Annotated in this window: 19 protein-coding genes; 13 read left to right on the forward strand and 6 right to left on the reverse strand. The window is 69.3% G+C overall.

What is annotated here, in order from left to right; translation table 11 throughout:
- A partial coding sequence (locus Aco04nite_RS48315) for an HNH endonuclease signature motif containing protein (RefSeq protein WP_213003900.1) occupies positions 1-750 on the forward strand: 750 nt, incomplete at its 5' end.
- Positions 751-965: 215 nt separating this feature from the next.
- Here Aco04nite_RS48315 and Aco04nite_RS48320 read toward each other — a convergent pair.
- Positions 966-3506 carry an ABC transporter permease gene (locus tag Aco04nite_RS48320; protein WP_213003901.1) on the reverse strand — a complete coding sequence of 847 codons (2541 nt, stop codon included), beginning with the start codon at positions 3504-3506 and terminating at the stop codon, positions 966-968.
- Positions 3506-4273: an ABC transporter ATP-binding protein gene (locus tag Aco04nite_RS48325; protein ID WP_213003902.1), complete on the reverse strand. Its 768-nt coding sequence runs from the start codon at positions 4271-4273 to the stop codon at positions 3506-3508. Before Aco04nite_RS48325 ends, Aco04nite_RS48320 begins: the two co-directional genes overlap by 1 nt.
- A gap of 200 nt (positions 4274-4473) precedes the next feature.
- On the opposite strand from Aco04nite_RS48325, the gene Aco04nite_RS48330 reads away from it, so the two are divergent.
- Together Aco04nite_RS48330 and Aco04nite_RS48335 are read left to right on the forward strand one after the other, a co-directional pair.
- Positions 4474-4959, forward strand: coding sequence for a toxin-antitoxin system HicB family antitoxin (locus tag Aco04nite_RS48330; RefSeq protein WP_213003903.1), 486 nt, complete (start codon positions 4474-4476; stop codon positions 4957-4959).
- A gap of 23 nt (positions 4960-4982) precedes the next feature.
- Positions 4983-5768, forward strand: a complete 786-nt coding sequence (locus Aco04nite_RS48335; protein WP_213003904.1) for a DUF4097 family beta strand repeat-containing protein — start codon at positions 4983-4985, stop codon at positions 5766-5768.
- A 9-nt stretch (positions 5769-5777) separates the two neighbouring features.
- On the opposite strand, the gene Aco04nite_RS48340 is transcribed toward Aco04nite_RS48335, so the two are convergent.
- Positions 5778-6557, reverse strand: a complete 780-nt coding sequence (locus Aco04nite_RS48340; protein ID WP_213003905.1) for a LuxR C-terminal-related transcriptional regulator — start codon at positions 6555-6557, stop codon at positions 5778-5780.
- A 350-nt stretch (positions 6558-6907) separates the two neighbouring features.
- A complete protein-coding gene (locus Aco04nite_RS48345) occupies positions 6908-7339 on the reverse strand; it encodes a hypothetical protein (protein ID WP_213003906.1) in 432 nt (143 codons plus the stop codon).
- Positions 7340-7435: 96 nt separating this feature from the next.
- Here Aco04nite_RS48345 and Aco04nite_RS48350 point away from each other — a divergent pair, with 96 nt between their 5' ends.
- Positions 7436-7789 (forward strand): MerR family transcriptional regulator, encoded by a 354-nt coding sequence (locus Aco04nite_RS48350; RefSeq protein ID WP_213003907.1) that lies wholly within the window; start codon positions 7436-7438, stop codon positions 7787-7789.
- Positions 7790-7955: 166 nt separating this feature from the next.
- Here Aco04nite_RS48350 and Aco04nite_RS48355 read toward each other — a convergent pair whose 3' ends face one another.
- Positions 7956-9134 carry a RecB family exonuclease gene (locus tag Aco04nite_RS48355; protein ID WP_244876856.1) on the reverse strand — a complete coding sequence of 393 codons (1179 nt, stop codon included), beginning with the start codon at positions 9132-9134 and terminating at the stop codon, positions 7956-7958.
- A gap of 276 nt (positions 9135-9410) precedes the next feature.
- Between Aco04nite_RS48355 and Aco04nite_RS48360 the strand changes: the two genes are divergently transcribed.
- The 3 genes from Aco04nite_RS48360 to Aco04nite_RS48370 all read left to right on the forward strand — a co-directional run bounded on the left by Aco04nite_RS48360 (position 9411) and on the right by Aco04nite_RS48370 (position 12124).
- A complete protein-coding gene (locus tag Aco04nite_RS48360) occupies positions 9411-10466 on the forward strand; it encodes a site-2 protease family protein (RefSeq protein ID WP_213003910.1) in 1056 nt (351 codons plus the stop codon).
- Positions 10467-10485: 19 nt separating this feature from the next.
- Positions 10486-11466, forward strand: a complete 981-nt coding sequence (locus tag Aco04nite_RS48365) for a tRNA (adenine-N1)-methyltransferase (RefSeq protein ID WP_213003909.1) — start codon at positions 10486-10488, stop codon at positions 11464-11466.
- Positions 11467-11533: 67 nt separating this feature from the next.
- The gene (locus tag Aco04nite_RS48370; protein WP_203839423.1) at positions 11534-12124 is read left to right on the forward strand and encodes a hypothetical protein; all 591 of its coding nucleotides are present in this window, start codon (positions 11534-11536) and stop codon (positions 12122-12124) included.
- Between the two features lie 22 nt (positions 12125-12146).
- Here Aco04nite_RS48370 and Aco04nite_RS48375 read toward each other — a convergent pair whose 3' ends face one another.
- Entirely contained in the window at positions 12147-12437 is a 291-nt protein-coding gene (locus Aco04nite_RS48375; RefSeq protein ID WP_203839422.1) for a ferredoxin, read from the reverse strand.
- Positions 12438-12617: 180 nt separating this feature from the next.
- On the opposite strand from Aco04nite_RS48375, the gene arc reads away from it, so the two are divergent.
- From arc to prcA, 6 genes are all read left to right on the forward strand, one after another.
- The gene (arc, locus tag Aco04nite_RS48380) at positions 12618-14399 is read left to right on the forward strand and encodes a proteasome ATPase (RefSeq protein ID WP_203839421.1); all 1782 of its coding nucleotides are present in this window, start codon (positions 12618-12620) and stop codon (positions 14397-14399) included.
- A gap of 155 nt (positions 14400-14554) precedes the next feature.
- Positions 14555-16075: a depupylase/deamidase Dop gene (gene dop / locus Aco04nite_RS48385; RefSeq protein ID WP_344572319.1), complete on the forward strand. Its 1521-nt coding sequence runs from the start codon at positions 14555-14557 to the stop codon at positions 16073-16075.
- 115 nt (positions 16076-16190) lie between these two features.
- Positions 16191-16406 carry a ubiquitin-like protein Pup gene (locus tag Aco04nite_RS48390; protein WP_106124861.1) on the forward strand — a complete coding sequence of 72 codons (216 nt, stop codon included), beginning with the start codon at positions 16191-16193 and terminating at the stop codon, positions 16404-16406.
- 123 nt (positions 16407-16529) lie between these two features.
- Positions 16530-17159, forward strand: a complete 630-nt coding sequence (locus Aco04nite_RS48395) for an endonuclease VII domain-containing protein (protein WP_244876855.1) — start codon at positions 16530-16532, stop codon at positions 17157-17159.
- Positions 17078-17920, forward strand: coding sequence for a proteasome subunit beta (prcB, locus tag Aco04nite_RS48400; RefSeq protein ID WP_203839419.1), 843 nt, complete (start codon positions 17078-17080; stop codon positions 17918-17920). Before Aco04nite_RS48395 ends, prcB begins: the two co-directional genes overlap by 82 nt.
- 55 nt (positions 17921-17975) lie before the next feature.
- Positions 17976-18788, forward strand: a complete 813-nt coding sequence (gene prcA, locus Aco04nite_RS48405) for a proteasome subunit alpha (protein WP_203839418.1) — start codon at positions 17976-17978, stop codon at positions 18786-18788.
- The last annotated feature ends 57 nt before the right edge of the window (positions 18789-18845 follow it).

An 18845-nucleotide genomic window follows, 5' to 3' on the forward strand; every position in this document is an offset into this window, starting at 1 on the left:
CACGCCGACCACGCCGCCCTGGCCCGCCAAGAAGCCCATGCCCGCAAACGCCGAGGCCTCACCCTGTCCATGCCCCTCGACGGCACCGTCCGCCTCACCGGCACCCTCGGCATCGAAGACGCCGCCATCGTCCACGCCGCCCTGCACCCCCTGTGCCAACCCGACCCCAAAGACAACCGAACCCCCGCCCAGCAACGCGCCGACGCCCTGACCGACATCTGCCGCCTCGCCCTACGCACCACCGAACTCCCTACCGACGGCGGCGAACCACCCCAACTATCAGTCACCGTCGCCTACGACCCACTCACCCAAACCCTCGGCGCCGGCACCACCGACACCGGCCAACGCCTCTCACCCGAAACCACCCGACGCCTCGCCTGCGACACCCGGATCCTGCCCATCATCCTCGGCGGACAAGGCCAAATCCTCAACGCCGGCCGCCGCCGACGCCACGCCACCGGCGCCATCCGCCGCGCCCTGCACATCCGCGACAAAGGATGCACCTTCCCCGGCTGCGACCGGCCACCCCGATGGACCGACGCCCACCACCTCACGCACTGGGCAGACGGCGGCCCCACCAACCTCGACAACCTCGCCCTACTCTGCCGCGAGCACCACCGACTCATCCACGACCCCACCACCGGCTGGCACATCCAACTCGGACCCGACCGACGCCCCGACTTCATCCCACCACCCGACATCGACCCCACCCGACAACCCCAACGAAACCTCTACCACCAACGCCAATAGCGCATACCCAGCGTGCAGCCCGGCCCCGTACTTTGCCGCAAGCACAGAGCCGGGCGATTCAGCTCGAATACATGACTGGGCGGCCAGTTCGGCTTCAAGGCTGGGCGGCCAGATTGGGTTCGAGGCTGGGCGGATCCAGGTGGTTGACCCGGTCGGGTCGTGGCTGGTCGGCCGGGTTGGGTCGTGGGTGGGGCTGGGCGGTCAGTCGGTGGCGGTCAGTCGTGGGCGATGGCGCCCAGGATGTTCAGGCGGGCGGCGCGGATGGCCGGGATGACTGCTGCGATCACGCCGACCAGGGCTGCCAGCAGCAGATATGTTGCCATTCGGGACCAGGGCAGGACGAGCTCGGTGATTCCGTCGTTCTCCAGGGCCCGGGTGACCGCGGTGCCGAGGCCGGCGCCGACGACGACGCCGAGGAGGGCGCCGAAGACGGAGATGACGACGGCTTCGACGGTGATCATGCGCATGGTCTGGGCGCGGCCGAGGCCGACGGCTCGCAGGAGGCCGAGTTCGCGGGTTCGTTCGAGGACGGACAGGGCGAGGGTGTTGATGACGCCGAGGACGGCGATCAGGATGGCCAGGGCGAGGAGGACCTGGATCATGGTGATGATGGTGTCGAAGGTGGAGACCTGTTGCTCGACGAAGGCGTTGGCGTCGGTGGCTGACACTTCCGGGCTGTCCGCGAGGAGCGTTTTGATCTGCGGGAGCACGGCGTCGACGGTGGTGCCCTGGTCGAGGCGGACGAAGCCGAGGATCGGCTGGGTGATGCCGAAGTCCTTGGTTGCCGCGGCCGGCATGATGATGGAGCCGGGCAGGGCGTCCTCGGCGAACACCGCCGCCACCGTGTAGGTGCGCGGGTCGCCGCGGGAGGCCTGGATGGTGACCTGGGAGCCGGTTCGCCAGCCGCGTTCGGTGGCTTCGGGCCGGCTGACCACGATCTGATCGTCCCGCAGCGGGGCCTGTTGCCCGGCGCCGAACGCCGTCGCGAGCTGGGGCAGGTCGTCGGTCGCGTCCACCCAGGTCTGGGCGCCGTCGATGGAGACCTGGTCGTTCCAGAGGGCCGCGGCCGCGCGTACACCCGGGATGGTGGCGGCGGAAGTGACGACGGCCGGGTCGTAGGTCGGGGGGCGGGGGCCGTTCTGGTCGCCGCTGATGATGATCTCGGCTTTGAGGACGCGGGCGGCTTCGGCGCGCAGGCTGCTCTTGGCGGAGTCCATGACGACGGTGACACCGGTGACCAGGGCGATGCCGACCATGAGGGCGGCTGCGGTAATCGCGGTGCGGCGCGGGTTGCGGGCCGAGTTGAGCCGGCCGAGGCGGCCCGGCAGGGACCAGGAGAACAGGCGGCCGAGCACGCTGATGACCGGGCGGCTGATCAGCGGGGTGAGCAGGGCGACGCCGATGAAGGTGACCAGGACGCCGCCGAGGATGAGCCAGAGGTCCGCGCTGCCGGCGTCGGCGAACAGGCCGGTGCCCAGGGCTGCGGCGCCGGCGGCCGTGACGGCTCCACCGGTGACGCTGATGGCGGTCAGCGGGCGGTCCGGGGTGGCCACGTCCTGCATCGCCGCGATCGGGGCGATCCGCGACGCGCGCAGCGCCGGGAGGACCGCCGCGACGACGGTGACGACGAGGCCCACCGTGAAGGAGCTGATCACGGCCGCGAGCGGCACGCCGACGGGGGCCAGTTGCAGCCCGCCGCCCGCGAACGTGTCGAACAGCTTGGTCAGCAGGGCGCCGACGCCCACGCCGGCGGCGAGACCGAGGATCGAGGCGAGCAGGCCGATGACGACTGCCTCCACCATGACCGAGGTGATCACCTGGCGGCGGCCGGCGCCGAGGGCGCGCATCAGGGCGAGTTCGCGGGTGCGCTGCGCCACGATGATCGAGAAGGTGTTGAGGATCAGGAAGACGCCGACGAACAGGGCGACCCCCGCGAACCCGAGCAGGATCTGGTTGACGAAGCTGAGACCCTCCTTGAGGCCGGCGGCGTTGTCCTGGGCCATCTGCTCGCCGGTGCGGACCTTGTAGCCGCTGCCGAGCGCCGCCGCGACGTCGTCGCGCAACTGCTCAGGCGTCACTCCGGCGGCGGCCTGGACGCGGATCGAGCTGAGGATGCCGGTACGCCCGAGCATCAGCTTCTGCGCGACCGGCTCGGTGAACGCCACCTCCTGGACGCCGCCGAGGCTGTCGCGGTCGCCGCTGTACCCCCACACGCCGACCAGCGTGAACTCCTTCTTCGGTTCGAGGGTCAGCACCCCGACACGGTCGCCGAGCTTGATGCCGGCTGCCTTGGCAACAGCGGCGTTGACGGCGATCTCGTCGTCCGCGGTGGGTCCTCGCCCCTGGCGTAATTGGAGCAGGCCGTCCTCGCCGGTCCACGCCGTTCCCATGCGCGGCGGTCCGACGGAGGTGAGGACCTTCCCGTCGCTGCCGATGACACGGGCGCCGTCCGCTTCTGACAGACCAGTTGCCACCCGTACGCCAGGAATGCTCTTGATTTTGTCGAGCGTGACCGCAGGCAGGGGAGTGGGCACCTCCTCGCCGTCGACATCGTCGACGGCGGCCTTGGGGACAGCGGTGACACCGACGTCCGTCGTGGAGTAGGCGTCGGCGAACAGCCCGTCGAAGGAGCGGCCCAGTGTGTCGGTGACCACGAACGCGCCGGCGACGAACATGACGCCCAGCACGACGGCCAGCCCCGACAGGATGAGCCGCAGTTTTCTGGCAAGCAGGCTCTTGAGCGTGGCGCGCAGCATCAGATCATCACCGGCTCGCCGTACGTGTCCAGCCGCTTCATCGTGTCGAGCACGGTCTCGGCGGTCGGGTCGTGCAGCTCGTCGACGATCTCGCCGTCGGCCAGGAAGACGACCCGGTCCGCGTAGCTCGCGGCGACCGGGTCGTGGGTCACCATCACGATGGTCTGGCGGTGCTCGCGGACGCTGGCGCGCAGGAACGAGAGCACCTCGGCGCCGGAGCGCGAGTCGAGGTTGCCGGTGGGCTCGTCGGCGAAGATGACGTCGGGCCGTGCCACCAGGGCCCGGGCACACGCGACCCGCTGCTGCTGGCCGCCGGAGAGCTGGCTGGGCCGGTGCGAGAGCCGGTCGCGCAGCCCCACGGTGTCGATGACGACGTCCCACCACTGCGGATCGGGCTTGCGGCCGGCGATGTCGAGCGGCAGCCGGATGTTCTCCGCGGCGCTCAGCGTCGGCAGCAGGTTGAACTGCTGGAAGATGAACCCGACCCGGTCGCGGCGCAACCGGGTGAGCGCCTTGTCGCCGAGCCCGCTGACCTGTGTACCCCCGATGTGCACAGATCCGCGGTCGACGGTGTCCAGGCCCGCCAGGCAGTGCATGAGTGTCGATTTCCCGCTCCCGGACGGGCCCATGATCGCGGTGAAGCGGCCCTGCCCGAAACTCGCGCTCACCCCGCGTAGCGCGACGACCCGCGCCTCACCCGAGCCGTACACCTTCCAGACCTCGTCGGCCCGTGCCGCTATGGCTTCGCCGGTCGTCGTCGGTGTCACTGTCCGTCCCCCTGTCTGAATTTCAACTGCCGGGCTCAGTCTTTCGGCGCAACCCGCTGCATTCGTCGGCCCGAAGGCGGAGCGGTACGCGGAGATTCGCTGGGGGTGCCCACCCAGTCCGGCTCAGGGTTACCCCGGAGATTCCACACTGACATCACGGTGACGTTGACAGGCGTCACGAGTGACGTCATAGTGGTGTCATGGACCTGACGCCGTACCTCGAATCGCTGCGGGACGACCTCGCAGCCGCCGCCGCCCCGGGCGGCCCGGACACCACCCGGGCCGCGGAACTGCTGGGCTCGGCCCTCGAGTCGTCGGTGCGGCTCGTCCTGCTCGAAGCCCTGTCCGACGCGGCGGCGGAGATCACCACCCGGCTCCAGGGCCCGGTGGTCGACGTCCGGCTCCGCGGCCGCGAGGCCGACCTCGTGGTCAGCGAGACCCCCGCAGAGACACCGACCCCCGCCCCGCAGCCGGTCGTCGCCGACACCGGCGACCTCGCCCGCATCACCCTGCGGCTGCCGGAGTCCCTCAAGACCCACGCCGAGCTGGCCGCGGCCGCCGAGGGCATCTCCGTCAACGCCTGGCTCGTCCGCGCCGTCGCGGCCGCCGCCCAGCAGAACCCGCCGGCCCGTCAGCCGGATTCCCGCTCCCGAGGCCGCCGGATCACCGGATTCGCGCAGGCCTGACCCCTTCGAAAGGAAGGACCATCATGACCGAGTTCTCGCACGCCACCCCCGTCACCGTCTCCCTGCAGGTCCAGCGCGGCACGGCCGAGGTCGTCGCCGAGGAGCGCGACACCGTCACCGTCGACATCGCCCCGGACGACGGCCGTTTCACGGTCGCCCTGGACGGCGACACCTTGATCGTGCACAGCCCGGAGGGCGGCGGCTTCAGCTGGCGTCGCGGAGAAAAAGCCGATGTGAAGGTACGCGTGCCGCTCGACAGCTCCCTCGCCGTCAGGTCCGCCGCGGCTGACCTGCGCCTGGCCGGCCGCTACACGACAGCGAACGTCAACGCCGCCTCGGCGAGTCTCCACCTCGACCACGTCACCGGCGACGCGCACATCAAAGCGGCCAGCGGCGACCTGACGGCCGACCGGGTGGGCGGCTGCCTGCGCATCCACACCTCGTCGGGCGAGCTCGTCGTGGGTGACGTCACCGGTGACGTCAACGCGACCACGGCGAGCGGTGACATCACGATCCGTCGGGCCGGAGCGTCCCTCAAGGCAGAATCTGCCTCGGGCGACGTCGAAGTCGGGTCGCTCATCCGCGGCAAGGCCGTCGTCAAGACGGCATCGGGCGACGTCACCGTCGGCGTGACCCCGGGCACGGGCGTCTGGCTCGACCTGGACACCGCTTCCGGCAAGACCACCAGCGACCTCGCCATGCCCTCGGACGTCCCGACCAACGCCGCCACCCTCGAGCTCAAGATCCGCACTGCGAGCGGCCACATCGACGTCCACCGCGCGATGGGAGACCTCCCGGCAGCTGCGTGACACTCACCGTCAGCGATCCGGTCCGGCTCCATCGCCGGGCCGGATCAGCCCTGTCTCGTACGCGAGGACAACAGCCTGCACCCGATCCCGCAACCGTAACTTCGTCAGTACGTGCCCCACGTGCGTCTTTACCGTCGTCTCACTGACGGTCAGCGCAACCGCGATCTCCGCATTCGAATGCCCCCGCGCCACGTGCACGAGAACCTCCCGCTCCCGCTCGGTCAGCCCCTCGAGCGCCTTGCCCGGCAGCGAGTCCCCGGCCACCGGCAACAACTCGGCGAACCGGCTCAGCAACCTGCCCAGAATCAGCGGCGCCACCACCGCACCGCCGGCAGCCACGGTCCTGATCGCCGCCACCAGCTCCCCGGCCGGCACATCCTTACCGAGATACCCCGCAGCCCCAGCAGCCACGGCCCCCAGGACCTGCTCGTCCGCTTCGCGCTGCCCGTCCGCTCCATCACCCCGGGGCGCGTCCGCAGTCATGATCAGCACCCGGACCGGCAACCCCGACAACACGATGCCCCGCGTCGCCCCGAGCCCGTCCAGCCGAGGCAACCGAAGCTCCATCACCACAACATCGGGCAGCAACCGCCGCGCCAGGTCAACAGCCTCAACCCCGTCCCCGGCCTCCCCGACAACGGCCAGCCCCTCAGCCCCCGCCAGCGCCATCCGCAGCCCCGCCCGCAACATCGGCTGATCATGAGCCAGCAACACCCGCACAGCCCGCCCGCCGGTTGGGGTGGCGGCTGGGCTGCCGGTTGGGGCGGTGGTCGGAGCGCTGGTTGGCATTCTGGCTGGGCCGCCGGGTTGGGCGCCGGCTCGGCCGCTGGTGGGGTTGCTCGGGCAGCCCGCCACCCCAGCACGGCCCTGAATCTCTTCGCCCGCCGTCAAGCCCGACCTCCCCCGGAACCGCACCCCGGCGCTCACCCTAAGCGATCGAACCTCATCGCAGCCCGTCGCCACGACCCTCGCACGTCGTCCCTGTGCCCACCCTGAGCTCCCCATGGGACAGACCACGATCCGACACAGCCCCACCCACCTGGGCTGGCAGGGGCTGGGCTGGGCTGGACGGGCTGGGCTGGACGGGCTGGGCTGGACGGGCTGGGCTGGACGGGCTGGGCTGGGCTGGGTTGGGTCGGTTAGTTCGGGGTGGGTCGGGGGGTGAGAGACGGTCGGGTGTGGAGCCAGGGGGCGAGTTGTGCGATGGCGAATGAGACTTCTGCGGTGAGGAAGAGCCACAGCAGGGGTGTGACGCCCTGGGTGAGGGCGTATCCCTGCCAGATGGCGAACAGGGCTCGGGCGATTCCGTCGAGGAGGCCGTGGGTGGGCAGTGGGCGGGTGAGGCGCAGGGCTGCCCAGATGACCACGACGGATCCCATGAGGTTCGCGAAGAGGATCTCCATCGGGGTGGCGGCAGGGAGGGGCGGGACGCCGAACGTTTCACCGGCTGAGGACAGCAGGCCGTGCAGCAGGAGGTAGGTCCACGGTGTGGCGAAGCCTGCGGTGACGATGAGGTCGTACCAGGCGCTTGCTCGGACGAGCTGACGGTAGCGGGGGGAGGGATGGTTCATTGCTGGGCTCCTGCCTGGGGCGGGACGACGGGGGAGCCCGAACGGTAAGGGGTGGAGTACGGTCCAAGGTCAAGCCGGATCGTGGGGGAGAACGTCATGCGTATCGGTGAGCTGGCCGCGCAGGTGGGTGCGACCAGGGACACGATTCGGTTCTACGAGAAGCTCGGGCTCATTGCGGCGACGCGGCTGGCGAACGGGTACCGCGACTATCCGCCGGAGGCTGCGGCCTGGTTGCGGCATGTTCGCACCGCGCAGCGGCTGGGGTTCTCGCTTGCGGAGATCGCCCAGGTCGTTGAGCAGCTGCGTGGCGCACCGGATGAGGACCTGGCGCTTTCCGCGCTGCTGGCTGAGAAAGCGCGCACGGTCGACGAGCGGATGGCTGCCCTCGAGGCGCTGCGATCCGACCTGGCCGCCCGCATCGGCACCGCCTGCCCGCTCAGGCCCAGCTGACCGTGCCAGCCAGGCAGGCACCCGGGCGGGCAGGCAGCCGGGCGGGCGGGCAGGCAGCCGGGCAGGCACCCGGGCAGGCACCCGGGCAGGCAGCCGGGCAGGCAGCCGGGCAGGCAGCCGGGCAGGCAGGCAGCCGAGCGGGCAGGCAGGTTCGGGGTCGAGGGGGTCAGGGCTCGTTGTGGGCTGCGGTGATGTCGTCGGCGGGGGTGGGTTGGGTGGGGATCGGGGTGAGGGTGGGGTAGGGGAGGAGGGTGCCGCCGAATTCGGGGCAGTGGGCCTTGTGGTTGCACCAGCCGCAGAGGCGGCTGGGTTTGGGGCGGAAGTCTTTGTCCTGTTTGGCTCGTTCGATGGCTTGGGAGAGGGCTACGAGGGTGCGTTCGAAGCGTTCGAGCTCTTCGGGGTCGGGGCTGAAGTCGAGGACTTCGGCGTCCTTGAGGTAGAGCAGGCGCAGGACGCGGGGGACTACGCCGCGGGTGCGCCAGAGGACCAGGGCGTAGAACTTGAGCTGGAACAGGGCTCGGCCTTCGAAGGCCTCGCGGGGGGCGCCGCCGGTTTTGTAGTCGACCACGCGCAGGTCGCCGGCGGGGGAGACGTCGAGGCGGTCGATGTAGCCGCGGATGAGCAGGTCGTTGTTGATCAGGGTGGAGATCAGGCTCTCGCGCTCAGCCGGCTCCAGGCGTTGCGGGTCCTCGACTGCGAAGTAGCCGTCCAGCAACTGGCCAGCCCCCGCCAGGAACGCCTTCAGCTGCGCGACCTCGTCCTCCGCCACCGGCTCCGGCATCCCCGGCAGTACCCCCGCAGCCGCATCAGCTCCCGCAGCCGCATCAGCTCCGGTAGCCACATCAGCTCTGGCAGCCGCGCCAGCTGCCGATTCCGCGCCAGCTGCGGATTCCGCGCCAGCTCCGGCAGCCGCATCAGCCCCGGATTCTGCATCAACCCCGGATTCCGCGACAGGCCTGGATTCCGCGACAGGCCCGGATTCCGCGGCGGCTCCGGAAGGCCCTGCGGCTCCGGTAAGCCCTGCGGCTCCGGGAGGCGCCGTGGGGGGAGTGGTGAAGAGGGCGGACATGGCGGGCTCGCGTTCCACGAGGCGGTGCCATTCGGGTTCGACCAGGGCGGCGGCGGCGGTGGGGGTGCGGTCGGCGGCGGGGAGGTCGAAGAGGCGTTCCAGGACGGCGTGGATGAGGGTGCCTCGGGCCTGGTCGCGGGAGGGCTGTTCGGGGAGGCGGTCGATCGTGCGGTAGCGGAACAGCAGCGGGCAGGTTTTGAAGTCGGCGGCGCGGGACGGGGACAGCGACGGCCCAGCGACGCCGGGTAGCGGGGAACCCGCGCTCTCCGGAGGCAGGTCAGCCGAGACCGCAGGCAGGTCAGCCGAGACCGGGGGCAGATCGGCCGAAACCGGGGGCAGGGCGGCCGGGGGCGGCGCAGGGGACGAGGAGGACGTAACCGCTTCTGCCGTCATACCCCCAAGGCTAGGGGAGAGGTACGACAAAACCGGCTCTCAGGGTCGGTCCGTAGCATCCATCGCGTGGAGGATGACGTTCAGCGGACACCGGTGGCTCGGCGTGGCAGGCGGCCGCTGGGGCGGGTGCTGGGGTTCGCGGTGTTCGCCAGCCCTTCGATGATTCTGCTCGCGGTCCTGGTCATGGTGGTTTACGGGGGGTATGCGGAGAGCGAGCTGGGGTTGGGGCCCGTCTACGCGTACGCCATCGGCCTCGGGTTTGTGGTTTGTCTGATGGGGTCCGTTCTGTTGCACGAGCTGGGGCATGCGCTGACGGCGCGGCGCTACGGCATCGGTGTGCGGGGGATCACGCTGGAGCTGCTCGGGGGATGGACCGAGATGGATCGGGACGCGCCTAGCCCGCGGGTGGAGGCGCTGATCTCGCTGGCCGGGCCGGCCGTGTCGTTGGTGCTGGGGGCGGTGGCGACCGGGGCGGCGTTCGCCCTGCCGGAGCGGACCGTGGCCGGGGAGATCGCGTTCCAGCTGGCCGCGAGCAATGTCATCGTGGCGATCTTCAACGTGCTGCCGGGGCTGCCGCTGGACGGCGGGCGGGCGTTGCGGGCGGTGGTGTGGGCGGTGATCAAGGATCGGAACACGGCCACCCTGGTCGCGGCGTGGGCCGGGCGGGGGATCGCGTTGCTGACCGCTTTCGCCGTGATCACGCTCTACCGGCTCGAGGTGCTCACCCTGTTCGGGGTGATCTTCATTCTTCTGGTCACATTCACGCTGTGGCAGGGCGCCGGTCAGTCGATCCGGCTGGCGCGGATGACGCGTCGCTTCCCGCTGGTCGAGCTTGCGGCGCTCGCCCGGCCGCTTTACCGCGTACCGTCGGGGATGCCTCTCGCGGAGGCACAACGCCGCGCCGAATCGCACCAGAGCCTGGCCGTGGCCGATGCCGAGGGCCGGGTGGTGGCGCTGGTCGATGACGCCGCGATGGCGGCAGTGCCGGCCGAGCGACGGCCATGGGTGAGTGTCGACACGGTGGCCAGGGATCTCGCGCGGGTGCCGGTCCTGGCCGCGGATCTCACGGGCGAGCAGGTGGTCCGGGCCGTTCAGGCCCACCCGGGTGCACAGTACGCGGTGACGGCAGGCGAGGATGTCGTCGGCGTGTTGCGCGTCGCGGACCTGGCGCAGTTGCTGGAGCCGCGCCGGGCGCCGCGCCGTGACACCAGGTGATACATCGAGAGAGGGATCAGTGACCGTTCAGGACAACACCGTCGCCGAAGAAGTCGTGCCCGCCCACCGCGGGCCGTTCCGGCCGGGCGACCGCGTGCAGCTCACGGATCCCAAGAACCGCATGCACACCATCGTCCTGGAGCCCGGTAAGGAGTTCCATACCCACCGCGGCGCCCTCTCGCACGACGAGCTGATCGGGCTGCCCGACGGCAGCGTCGTCGTCTCCGCCGGGGGCACCGCCTACCTGGCGCTGCGCCCGCTGCTGTCCGATTACGTGCTGTCGATGCCCCGGGGCGCGCAGGTCATCTATCCCAAGGACGCCGCGCAGATCGTCGCGATGGGTGACATCTTCCCGGGAGCGAAGGTTCTCGAGGCCGGTGCGGGGTCGGGTGCGTTGAGCTGCTCGCTGCTGCGGGCGGTCGGCGGCGGCGGTGAGCTGCACTCGTACGAGATGCGGGAAGATTTTCTTGCCATCGCCCGCAAGAACGTCGAGGCCTTCTTCGGCGGGCCGCGCCCGGCGTGGAACCTGCACCACGGTGACGTGGCGGGCAACACGGAGACCGGTTTCGACCGGATCATCCTCGACATGCTGACCCCGTGGGAGACCCTCGACATGGTCGAGAAGTCGCTCATCCCCGGTGGTGTCTTCATCGGGTACGTCGCCACGACCCCGCAGTTGTCGGAGCTGGTGGAGGCGCTGCGCGAGCGTGGCGGCTGGACCGAGCCGCGCGCCTGGGAGTCGCTCGTGCGCGACTGGCACGCCGAGGGCCTTGCTGTCCGTCCGGACCACAGGATGGTCGCGCACACCGCGTTCCTGGTCTCGGCCCGCAAACTCGCCCCCGGCGTCACGGCACCCCCGCGGCGGCGCAAGCCGAGCAAGGGCGCCGAGGCGTACGCACTACGCCGCGCCGCCCAGGCCGCGCTCGCCGCCGCAGTGGCGAACGAGGCAGCCGTCGCCGCGGAGGAACCGGTTGTCGAGGACGACGATCCGGTGGCGTGACGACGTGAGCCACATCCGGTAGTTTCCGTCGCGGTTTGTTCGGGCTTGGAGGGAACGGGTGGGCGCGATGAGTTCTCCGCCGTTCGGGGGCAGCAACGAGATGCCGGCTGTGTTCCCCGACTGGTCGCCGTACGAGGACCTGGACTCGGCTGCCCGCGCCTACCTGCGCGATCCGGAGGTGGCCCTCGACGCCCTCTTCGGCGTGCTGCGCGGCGCGTCGGTGCTCTGCTTCACCCTCGAGCGCTTCGTCAACGAGGTCAACGGCGTGTGGCAGGAGGTCGTCATCTGTGACGGCAGCCGCCTCGTGCTGTGGCACGGCGAGGACGTGGCGCCCGGCGACGGGCCGGTGGGGTCGATGACCTCGTCGCTGCGGGTGGTGCCGCTGTCGACGGTGACCGAGGTGGGCTGCCGCCGGCGGCTCACCCGCACGTCGAGCGGGCAGGCGCGGGTCGACAGCATCGACGTCTACCTGCTGCTGAGCTCGGTCGACGACGCCGTGCCCCCGCCCGGGATGGCCGAGGAGGAGGGCCGGGCCGCGCTGCGTCACGACGCGCTGCGGTTCGGCAAGACCCTCGACGACGGCGGTCCCGGGCAGATTGCCCGGTTGGAGGAATTTTCCCGAGTTGTCGCATCTTTGGTCGGACGCCCGACACTGTGACATTTTCCTCGGGGATTCCGGTCTAGTCCTCGGCCTCCGGGCCGGCGACCTCCACGTCGTCGGACGCACGCACGACGTGGATGCAGTCGCCCGGGCACTCCTTCGCCGAATCGATCACCTCGAGCACCAGGTGCGCCGGGACGCCGGTCCGCACCCCGGGGCTCTGCAGCAGCTCACCGGCGCTGTCCTTGACGTATGCGAGCCCGTCGATGTCGAACTCGAACACCTCTGGCGCGTACTGCACACACAGCCCGTCGCCGGTGCACAGGTCCTGGTCCACCCAGACCTCAAGCTCGTCTGTACCGGTCTGCACGGACACCGGACACCCCCCTCGATAGCTCTGACCGACGGTACCCGAACCCCCTGACCACTCGGCGTGCCCACCTGCCCCAATCGATCAAGCTTCAGTGACGAGGGTGTTGCATGGGTCGAAATCCGCCGTTCAGCGGTTAGTGTTGTGGGTAGAACGTTCGAGCCCCCGGGGAGGTGGGACGTGGCACGTAGCGACGAGGCGGATTCACGCGCCGCACGTTGGGAGAAAGAGGCCAACGATCTCTCCAGCCAGGTTGCGTTCCTGCAGGAGGAACTCGCTCTGGTTCGGCGGAAGTTGACCGAAAGCCCCCGACACGTCCGTCAACTCGAGGAACGGCTCGCGGCAACGCAGGCGCAGCTCTCCCGAGTGACAGAGAACAACGACAGGCTCGTGGCGACCCTCAAGGAAGCCCGGGCTCAGATCGTCACTCTCAAAGAAGAGATTGACCGGCTCGCCCAGCCGCCCAGCGGCTACGGCGTCTTCCTGGCCGCGCACGAGGATGGCACCGTCGATGTCTTCACCGGCGGCCGCAAGCTCCGCGTGGCAGTCTCCCCGTCCCTCGAGGTCGAGGAGCTCAAACGCGGGCAGGAAGTCCTGCTCAACGACGCGCTCAACGTGGTCGACGCGTTCGGCTACGAGCGGGTCGGCGAGGTTGTCCTCCTCAAAGAGGTGCTGGACAACCCCGACGGCGGTCCCGGAGACCGGGCCCTGGTCGTCTCGCACTCCGACGAGGAGCGCATCGTCCACCTCGCCGACAGCCTGATCGTCTCCAAGCTGCGGGCCGGCGACTCACTCATGATCGAGCCGCGCTCGGCGTACGCGTACGAGCGCATCCCGAAGAGCGAGGTCGAGGAGCTCGTCCTCGAAGAGGTGCCGGACGTCGACTACACCGACATCGGTGGTCTGCACTCGCAGATCGAGCAGATCCGCGACGCGGTGGAGCTGCCCTTCCTGCACGCCGACCTGTTCCGGGAGCACCAGCTGCGCCCGCCGAAGGGCATCCTGCTCTACGGCCCGCCCGGCTGCGGTAAGACCCTGATCGCCAAGGCGGTCGCCAACTCGCTCGCGAAGAAGATCGCCGAGCGCCGCGGCGAGGAGAAGCACACCAGCTACTTCCTCAACATCAAGGGTCCCGAGCTCCTCAACAAGTACGTGGGTGAGACCGAGCGGCACATCCGCCTGGTCTTCCAGCGGGCCCGGGAGAAGGCCGGCGAAGGCACGCCGGTCATCGTGTTCTTCGACGAAATGGACTCGATCTTCCGCACCCGTGGCTCCGGCGTCTCCTCCGACGTCGAGAACACCATCGTCCCGCAGCTGCTCAGCGAGATCGACGGTGTCGAGGGCCTCGAGAACGTCATCGTCATCGGCGCCTCCAACCGTGAGGACATGATCGACCCGGCCATCCTGCGACCCGGCCGGCTCGACGTGAAGATCAAGATCGAGCGCCCCGACGCGGAAGCCGCGAAGGACATCTTCGCCAAGTACATTCTCAGCGGCCTGCCGCTGAGCACGGACGACCTCACCGAGCACGGCAACGACCGGGACGTCACCGTCGCCGCCATGATCGAGGCAGTCGTCCTGCGGATGTACACGGAGTCCGAGGAGAACCGCTTCCTGGAGGTCACCTATGCCAACGGTGACAAGGAGGTCCTGTACTTCAAGGACTTCAACTCCGGCGCGATGATCCAGAACATCGTCGACCGCGGCAAGAAGATGGCCATCAAGGAATTCCTCACCTCCGGCAAGAAGGGGCTGCGCCTGCAGCACCTGCTCGACAGCTGCGTCGACGAGTTCCGCGAGAACGAGGACCTGCCCAACACCACCAACCCGGACGACTGGGCCCGCATCTCCGGCAAGAAGGGCGAGCGGATCGTCTACATCCGCACGCTCGTCTCCGGCGGCAAGGGCGCCGAGGCCGGCCGCTCCATCGAGACGGCCAGCAACACCGGTCAGTACCTGTAATCGAGCCGCAGAGACGCGGGCGGGGGCTTGTCCCTCGCCCGCGTTTTCTTTACTAAGCGTGGCGTTCCGGGTACGGCCCGGGGCGAGAACTGCTACGGAAGCGTCTAGGCTCGATACATGGGCAACGGCAGCACAGTGGCGGGCGGAGTAATCGCATGAGCGTTCGGCGAATCATGGGCACCGAGGTCGAGTACGGAATCTCCGTGCCCGGACAGCCCGGCGCCAACCCGATGGTCACCTCATCCCAGGTCGTCAACGCGTACGGAGCCCGGCCGGAGCTGAACAACCGCGGCGGCCGCGCCCGATGGGACTACGAGGAAGAGTCGCCACTGCGCGACGCACGCGGCTTCACCTACTCCGGCGCGGCCTACGACCCGGCGGACGCACTCGCCGACGAGGACCTCGGCCTGGCCAACGTGATACTGACCAACGGTGCCCGCCTCTACGTCGACCACGCCCACCCCGAATACAGCACCCCCGAATGCACCAACCCCCTGGACATCGTCCGCTGGGACAAGGCCGGCGAACGCGTCATGGCCGAGGCCGCCCGCCGTGCCGCGACCATCCCCGGCACCCACCGCATCCAGCTCTACAAGAACAACACCGACAACAAGGGCGCGTCGTACGGCTCGCACGAGAACTACTCCATGAGCCGCCAGACGCCGTTCGCGGACATCGTCGCGCACCTCACCCCGTTCTTCGTCACCCGGCAGATCTTCTGCGGCGCCGGACGCGTCGGCATCGGGCAGGACGGCTCCGGCGCAGGCTTCCAGATCTCCTCGCGCGCCGACTTCTTCGAGGTCGAGGTGGGCCTCGAGACCACCCTCAAGCGCCCGATCATCAACACCCGCGACGAACCCCACTCGGACGCCGACAAGTACCGCCGCCTGCACGTGATCATCGGCGACGCGAACCTCTCCGAGATCTCCACCTATCTCAAGGTCGGCACCAGCGCCCTGATCCTCGCCATGATCGAGGCGAAGGTCTTCACCGGCGAGCTCGGCATCGCCGACCCCGTCAGCGAGCTCAAAGCAGTCAGCCACGACCCGTCGCTCAAACACCTCATGCGCCTGCGCGACGGCCGCCGGCTCACCGCCCTCGACCTCCAGTGGGCCTACTACGAGCGCGCCAAGGCCTTCGTGGACGAGCGCTACGGCGCCGACGCCGACGAGCAGACCGTCGACGTGCTCGACCGCTGGGAAAGCGTCCTCACCCGCCTCGGCGACGACCCGATGAAATGCTCCGAAGAGCTCGACTGGGTCGCCAAACTGCGCCTCCTCGAGGGCTACCGCGACCGCGAGAACCTCACCTGGTCGTCACCCAAGCTCGGCCTCGTCGACCTGCAGTACTCCGACGTGCGCCCGGAGAAGGGCCTCTACCACCGCCTGGTGGCCCGGGGCTCGATGAAGACGCTCCTCGACGACGAGGAGACCCGCCGCGCCATGGTGGAGCCGCCCGAGGACACCCGGGCGTACTTCCGCGGCCAGTGCCTCGCCCGGTACGCGTCCGAAGTGGTCGCTGCCAGCTGGGACTCGGTCATCTTCGACGTCGGCCGTGAATCCCTCGTCCGGGTCCCGATGATGGAACCCGAACGCGGCACCAAGAAGCACGTGGGCGCCCTGTTCGACAAGTGCGACACCGCGAAGGATCTGCTCGAGGTGATCACCAGCCGGTAGTGCTTCTCCGCGGGTTCGCCCGCAGAGAAACACGCGGCGGCGCACCGCTTTTCGTCGTACTCGCGAGGTAGGTTTTTCCCAACCCGAAGCGGTTGGGTCTTGAAGGGGGACACCGATGGCAACTCGAGACACCGGCGGCCAGTCGCAGTCCGGCAAGGGCAAGCGCGACGAGGAGATCGAGGACGTCACCACCGAGGCCAATCCCGAGGTCGCCGAGCGGCACGCGGAGATCACCGAGGACGTCGACGACCTCCTGGACGAAATCGACTCCGTTCTGGAAGAAAATGCCGAGGAATTTGTCCGCGGTTACGTTCAAAAAGGGGGCCAATGAGCACGAATGTCCTATTTCGGGACCTGTTCATTGAGTGCCGTGTGAAGAGGGCTTAAGGGGTCTGGAGTGGCACGGGGGCCGGAAGACGTTGGCGGTGTGAGGTGCTGCCGTGATTGCGGCGCCTTGAAGCCGCTGGATCAGTTCTGTCACAGCAGCAAGCGGCCCGGTGGTCGCGGCAGCTACTGCAAGGACTGCTTCAACTTGCGGTCCAAAGCCAGTTACGCCAAGCGAGTCCTCAAGAGCAAGGGCCGCGAGGTGCGGCCGGCTCGCGAGGTGCCTGACGGCCACCGGTATTGCGCCGACTGCGACTCCATCAAGCTGTTGGCAGATTTTCCCCGAAACCGTGCCGACATCACCGGATACGCCACCTACTGCAAGCCATGCCACAACGCTCGTGGCAAGGAGTCCAAGCAGCGGCTCCACGGCGGGTCGCGGGAGTACCACCTGCGCCGGCGCTACGGGATCGGGCAGGCGGAGTTCGATGAGCTTCTGGCGGAGCAGGGTGGCGTCTGCGCGATTTGTGGCGTAGAAGATCCTCAACACCTCGATCACGACCATCGCACCGGGTGGGTGCGCGGGATATTGTGCTTCAACTGCAATGGCGGGCTGGGGCAGTTCCGGGACGACCCGGTGTTCCTCGCCGGCGCGATCGCATATCTGAAAGGAACCACGTGGCAGCGGCTTTTGATCCATCCGGGCGTCTTCCAGATGTGTTCACCAATGCGGGGACGTCGTCCTTCACGCAGTTCCTGAGCCAGGCCGCCCCGGAGCTGTTGCCGGGGCGCCGGCCGCTTCCGCCGGGGCTGTCGGCCGGTGATCTCGCGCCGCACGGCACGACGATCGTGGCCATCGCGACGGCTGACGGCGTTGTCATGGCCGGTGACCGGCGGGCGACCATGGGAAACCTGATCGCGAGCCGGGACATCGAGAAGGTGCACCCCGCCGACGCGTACTCCGTGATCGGCATCGCCGGGACCGCCGGGATCGGCATCGAGCTGATGCGGATCTTCCAGGTGGAGCTGGAGCACTACGAGAAGATCGAGGGCGCGATGCTCTCGCTCGACGGTAAGGCGAACCGGCTGGCCGCGATGGTGCGCGGCAACCTCGGTGCGGCCATGCAGGGTCTCGCCGTGGTTCCGCTGTTCGCGGGGTTCGACCTGTCGCCGACCGATGAGTCCCGGCCGGGGCGCATCTTCAGTTTCGACGTCGCGGGCGGGCTCTACGAGGAGACCGGCTACGACGCGATCGGTTCCGGGTCGTTGTTCGCGAAGTCGGCGCTCAAGAAGAAGTACCGCGCCGGCGTGAGCACCGAGGACGCGATCCGGCTCGCCGTCGAGGCGTTGTACGACGCCGCGGACGACGACACCGCGACCGGTGGCCCGGACGTGACCCGCAAGATCTACCCGGTGGTGATGACGGCGACGGCCGAGGGCACCCACCGGCTGACCGAGGCGGAGGTCACCGTCGTGGCCGAGGCCGTGGTCGCCGGCCGGATGGAGAACCCGGGCGGCTGATCGCCCGGTCCTCGTTTTCGTCCCCGATTCCGGTCATCGTTAGGAGTAGCCACCCGTGGCCATGCAGTTCTACGCCTCGCCCGAGCAGGTCCAGCGCGACCGCTCGGAATACGCCCGCAAGGGCATCGCCCGCGGCCGCTCCGCCGTCGTCCTCACGTATGAGGGCGGCATCCTGCTGGTCGCTGAGAACCTCACCTCGCTGCGCAAGATCAGCGAGTTGTACGACAGGATCGGTTTCGCCGCTGTCGGCCGCTACAACGAGTTCGAGAGCCTGCGCCGGGCCGGTGTGCGGATGGCCGACCTGAACGGCCTCGCGTACGACCGGCGCGACGTCACCGGGCGCGCGCTCGCCAACGCGTACACCCAGACCCTGGGTGCGATCTTCTCCGAGACGCAGAAGCCGTACGAGGTGGAGATCTGCGTCGCGCAGGTCGGCGCCGACCCGGCGGCGGACGAGCTCTACCGCATCACGTACGACGGCTCGGTCATGGACGAGCCGGGCTTCATGGCGATGGGCGGCTCGGCCGAGGCCATCTCCACCGTGCTGAAGGAACGCCACGACGTCACCGCGGACCTGGCAACGGCGCTGGCCGTGGCGATCAAGGGTCTGGGCAGCGTCGGCGGCGAGAACGGCAGCACCCGCGAGCTGGGGGCCGCGCAGCTGGAGGTCGCGGTCCTGGACCGCCGGCGTCGCGGCCGCACGTTCCGCCGGGTCTCGGGCGCCGCGCTGGAGTCACTGCTCAAGGGCGGCAAGGACCAGCCCGAACCGGAGCGCGGCGACGCCACCGCCCCGGCCCCGGCCGACGACAAGCCGACCATCTCGGCCGCCTCGGTCGACAAGGAAGGCCACGAGGAAGACAAGAAGTAACCCGCTGACGAGGCTCGGCCACCCGGTGGCCGAGCCCAGCTCAGCTCAGCTCAGCTC

The organism is Winogradskya consettensis (assembly GCF_018332715.1).
Classification (GTDB): domain Bacteria; phylum Actinomycetota; class Actinomycetes; order Mycobacteriales; family Micromonosporaceae; genus Actinoplanes; species Actinoplanes consettensis.

Excerpts from the sequence above, each read along its gene's own strand:
- Aco04nite_RS48350 (WP_213003907.1), top strand. The coding sequence starts at position 7,436 with ATGCGTATCGGTGAGCTGGCCGCGCAGGTGGGTGCGACCAGGGACACG.
- dop (WP_344572319.1), top strand. The coding sequence starts at position 14,555 with ATGAGCGTTCGGCGAATCATGGGCACCGAGGTCGAGTACGGAATCTCC.
- Aco04nite_RS48335 (WP_213003904.1), top strand. The coding sequence starts at position 4,983 with ATGACCGAGTTCTCGCACGCCACCCCCGTCACCGTCTCCCTGCAGGTC.
- Aco04nite_RS48320 (WP_213003901.1), bottom strand. The coding sequence starts at position 3,506 with ATGCTGCGCGCCACGCTCAAGAGCCTGCTTGCCAGAAAACTGCGGCTC.
- Aco04nite_RS48340 (WP_213003905.1), bottom strand. The coding sequence starts at position 6,557 with ATGCCAACCAGCGCTCCGACCACCGCCCCAACCGGCAGCCCAGCCGCC.
- Aco04nite_RS48360 (WP_213003910.1), top strand. The coding sequence starts at position 9,411 with ATGATTCTGCTCGCGGTCCTGGTCATGGTGGTTTACGGGGGGTATGCG.
- Aco04nite_RS48345 (WP_213003906.1), bottom strand. The coding sequence starts at position 7,339 with ATGAACCATCCCTCCCCCCGCTACCGTCAGCTCGTCCGAGCAAGCGCC.
- Aco04nite_RS48330 (WP_213003903.1), top strand. The coding sequence starts at position 4,474 with ATGGACCTGACGCCGTACCTCGAATCGCTGCGGGACGACCTCGCAGCC.
- Aco04nite_RS48390 (WP_106124861.1), top strand. The coding sequence starts at position 16,191 with ATGGCAACTCGAGACACCGGCGGCCAGTCGCAGTCCGGCAAGGGCAAG.
- Aco04nite_RS48370 (WP_203839423.1), top strand. The coding sequence starts at position 11,534 with ATGAGTTCTCCGCCGTTCGGGGGCAGCAACGAGATGCCGGCTGTGTTC.